2 protein-coding genes and 1 pseudogene are annotated in these 3,120 nt (G+C 70.2%); all 3 read left to right on the forward strand.

Annotation, left to right across the window (positions count from 1 at the left end; all coding sequences use genetic code 11):
- A pseudogene (tal, locus tag ASG00_RS11940) lies at positions 1-727 on the forward strand (transaldolase); the annotation flags it as partial.
- Complete coding sequence (locus ASG00_RS11945; RefSeq protein WP_056209873.1) at positions 724-2,343, forward strand: hypothetical protein; 1,620 nt, start codon at positions 724-726, stop codon at positions 2,341-2,343. The pseudogene tal and the gene ASG00_RS11945, both read left to right, overlap by 4 nt.
- Before the next feature lie 34 nt (positions 2,344-2,377).
- Positions 2,378-3,120, forward strand: a 743-nt coding sequence (locus ASG00_RS18400; protein ID WP_235559576.1) for a glucose-6-phosphate dehydrogenase, incomplete at its 3' end; no start/stop codon positions are given.

A 3,120-nucleotide genomic window follows, 5' to 3' on the forward strand; every position in this document is an offset into this window, starting at 1 on the left:
CGTCGACCGCGCCAACGCGCTCATCAAGATCCCGGCGACCAAGGCGGGCCTCCCCGCCATCGCGGCCGTCATCGGCGCGGGCATCTCGGTCAACGTCACGCTCATCTTCAGCCTCGAGCGCTACGCCGAGGTCATCGACGCGTACCTGACCGGTCTCGCCGAGGCGAAGGCCGCCGGCATCGACATCTCGACGATCCACTCGGTCGCCTCGTTCTTCGTGTCGCGCGTCGACACCGAGGTCGACAAGCGTCTCAAGGCGATCGGCACCGACGAGGCCCTCGCGCTGGTCTCGAAGTCCGGTGTCGCGAACGCCCGACTCGCGTACGAGCTCTACGAGGGCGAGTTCGCCACGGCGCGCGCCACCGAGCTCGTCGCCGCCGGCGCCAACGTGCAGCGCCCCCTCTGGGCGTCGACCGGTGTCAAGGACCCGTCGCTCCCCGACACCCTGTACGTCACCGAGCTCGTGGCCGCCGGCACCGTGAACACGATGCCCGAGAAGACCCTCGAGGCGACCTTCGACCACGGAGTCGTGACGGGTGACACCATCACCTCGAACTACGCGGATGCGCACGCCGTCTTCGCCGACCTCGCGGCCGTGGGCGTCGACTTCGCGGACGCCACGCAGGTGCTCGAGGACGAGGGCGTCGAGAAGTTCATCATCTCCTGGCACGAGCTCCAGGAGACCGTGCGCACCGCCCTCGCGGAGTCCGCTCAGGTCGCACGGTGAGCTTCGACATCCGCCTGTCCGGCGAGGTCGAGAGGATCGTCGCCCAGACGCTCCCCGGTCTCGTCGAGAGCCTGGTCGCCTCGGGCATCACCGCCGGGGACCCCACACTGTGGGGCCCGGCGGCGGAGGATGAGGCATCCCGTCGCCTGGGCTGGGTGCAGGCGGTCTCGGTCTCGCGGCCGCTCGTCGCCGAGATCGAGGCGCTGCGCGCCGAGCTCGCCGAGCGCGGAGTGACCCGCATCGTGCTGGCCGGCATGGGCGGTTCCTCGCTCGCCCCCGAGGTGATCGCCGCGACCCTCGGGGCGCCGCTCGTGATCCTCGACTCGACCGCACCGGGTCAGGTGCTGGCGGCGATCGACGGGGACGCCGAGGCGGGCGGTCTCGCCCAGACGGCCCTCGTCGTCTCGTCGAAGTCCGGATCGACCGTCGAGACCGACTCGGCGCTGCGCGCGTTCGAGGCGGCCTTCGGTGACCTCGGCATCGACCCGGCCGAGCGGATCGTCGTCGTCACCGACCCGGGCTCCCCCCTGCACCAGAGTGCGGATGCCGCGGGCTACCGCGTGTTCGCGGCAGACCCCACGGTCGGCGGCCGGTACTCGGCGCTCACGGCGTTCGGACTGGTCCCCGCCGGCCTCGCCGGCATCGACCTGACCGAGCTGCTCGATGAGGCGGAGGCCACGCTGCTCGAGGTCGCGATCGACGATCCACGCAACCCGGCGCTCGTGCTGGCCGCGGCGATCGCCGCCGGCGAGGTGCGCCAGGACAAGCTCGGTCTGATCCCCGACGGCACCCATCTGCAGGGTCTGCCCGACTGGATCGAGCAGCTCGTCGCAGAATCGACCGGCAAGCAGGGCACGGGCATTCTCCCCGTCGTGCTGCTGCCCGTCTCCCCCGAGCTCGAGAGCCGTCCCGCCGACCTGCGCATCGTGCGCTTCGTCGACGAGGCCGACGGCGACCGCCTGTTCGAGCACCATCACGGGGAGATCCTCGTGAGCGGCTCGCTCGGTGCCCAGTTCATCGTCTGGGAGTATGCGACGGCGATCGCCGGTCGCATTCTCGGCATCAACCCGTTCGACCAGCCCGACGTCGAGGCCGCCAAGTCTGCCACGCGCGCGCTGCTGGACGGTGCGCCGGATGCCACGCCCGCACTGTTCACCGAGAACGGCATCGAGGTGCGCGCCACCGACCCGTCGCTCGCGGCCTCCGGCACGGTGGCGGGCACGCTCGACGCTCTGTGGCAGCGCCTCTCACCCGACGGCTACGTCGCCATCCAGGCGTACGTCGACCGACTCGCGTCGCCCCAGCTCGCGGGCCTGCGCGAACTGGTCGCCGCGGATTCCGCGCGCCCCACCACCTTCGGCTGGGGTCCGCGCTTCCTTCACTCGACCGGCCAGTTCCACAAGGGCGGTCCCGCTGTGGGCGTTTTCCTGCAGATCACCGAGTCGACCGACGTCGACGTGGAGATCCCCGGCCGCCCCTTCACCTTCGCCCAGCTCATCGCGGCGCAGGCGGCCGGAGACGCCGCCGTGCTCGCCGAGCACGGGCGTCCGGTCGTGACGCTCACGCTCACGGACGCGCAGGCCGACGTGCTCGCGCTGTTCGAAGCCGCGCAGTAGCGACATCCCTTTCTGTACCCGGAGGACCCCTCACGTGACCGTGACCATCTCGCGCGACCACAATCCGCTGCGCGACCCCGACGATCGTCGCCTCAACCGCATCGCGGGGCCCAGCGCCCTCGTGATCTTCGGCGTGACCGGCGATCTGTCCCGCAAGAAGCTCATGCCCGCCGTCTACGACCTCGCGAACCGCGGTCTACTTCCCCCGGGGTTCGGCCTCGTCGGGTTCGCTCGCCGCGACTGGGCGGACGAGGACTTCGCTCAGGTCGTCCATGACGCCGTGCGTCAATACGCCCGCACCGAGTTCCGCGATGAGACATGGCAGCAGCTGCTGCAGGGCATCCGGTTCGTGCAGGGCGAGTTCGACGACCTCGAGGCGTTCCACCGCCTGCGCGAGACCGTCGAGCAGCTCGACGTCGAGCGCGGCACGATGGGTAACCACGCCTACTACCTGTCGATCCCGCCGAAGAACTTCGCCGTGGTCGCGCAGAAGCTGAAGGCCTCCGGCCTCGTGGACGACACGGCCGATGCGCCCGACCGCTGGCGTCGCGTGGTCATCGAGAAGCCGTTCGGCCACGACCTCGAGTCGGCGCGCGAGCTCAACGAATCACTGCGCAGCGCGTTCCCCGCTGACTCGATCTTCCGCATTGACCACTACCTCGGCAAGGAGACGGTGCAGAACATCCTCGCGCTCCGTTTCGCCAACGAGCTGTACGAGCCGCTGTGGAACCGCAACTACGTCGACCACGTGCAGATCACCATGGCCGAGGACATCGG

This window comes from Microbacterium sp. Leaf351 (assembly GCF_001423825.1).
Lineage (GTDB): Bacteria > Actinomycetota > Actinomycetes > Actinomycetales > Microbacteriaceae > Microbacterium > Microbacterium ginsengisoli.